The organism is Mucilaginibacter sp. P4_C11 (assembly GCF_056402115.1).
Genome location: NZ_JBFUIA010000087.1, coordinates 1 through 868, shown reverse-complemented (window position 1 = coordinate 868; position 868 = coordinate 1). Strand labels below are relative to the sequence as shown.

Annotated in this window: 1 protein-coding gene; it reads left to right on the top strand. The window is 49.4% G+C overall.

The window, feature by feature from the left end:
• Positions 1-868 (top strand): cadherin-like beta sandwich domain-containing protein (locus AC1DU2_RS30840; RefSeq protein WP_477389475.1); only part of this gene is annotated, 868 nt, incomplete at both ends.

The window sequence follows — 868 nt, the reverse complement described above, 5'->3', positions numbered from 1 at the left end:
GTACAGCATCGGCTCCCATACCGCTTAATAGCGGCCCCACTTTAATAACTACCGTGGTAACTGCGCCGGATGGCATTGCTACAAAAACCTATACCGTAACGGTAAACAAAACGGGGTCAAACAGCGGCGCGTTAAGCACGTTGATCCTGAGCCCGGCTTCTCCGCTGCTGCTGACAAGCGCCACCGTAAGCAATGTGAATTATAAAACGTCTGTAGATCCCTCCATAAACACCGTTACCTTTACACCAACAGTAGTTGAAGCTGGTGCRACAATAACCGTAAACGGGGTGGCCGTAAGCAGCGGCTCCGCCTCGGGTCCGATAACCCTGAACACCGGCCCTACCACAATAACTGTACTGGTAACTGCCCCAGATGGAACTACTATCAAAACTTATGCTGTAACGGTAATYAAGGCATCAAATAATGCCACCTTAAGCTCCTTGATCATGAACCCGCCCGGAGCAATGTTTCCGGCATTTGGCCCTGATGATGTGAATTACACAACCGCCGTAGATCCYGCCGTCAGCAGCATAACAATTAAACCTACYACACAGGATGCAAATGCCACGGTAACCGTAAATGGCGTACCGGTTAGCAGCGGTTCCGCATCGGGAGTAATAACGCTTAACAGCGGCCCTACTTTAATTACCACAGTGGTAACCGCGCAGGATGGTATCACCACCAAAACCTATAATGTAACGGTAAACAGGACAGGATCAAACAATGGCACATTAAGCTCATTGCTCATGAACTCGGGGTCAACCCTGTTTCTTACCAGCTCAAATACCACTACCGTAAATTACACTACCTCTGTTAATCCAACTGTGAGCAGTGTAATGTTTACGCCCACGGCGCAGCAACCGAACCG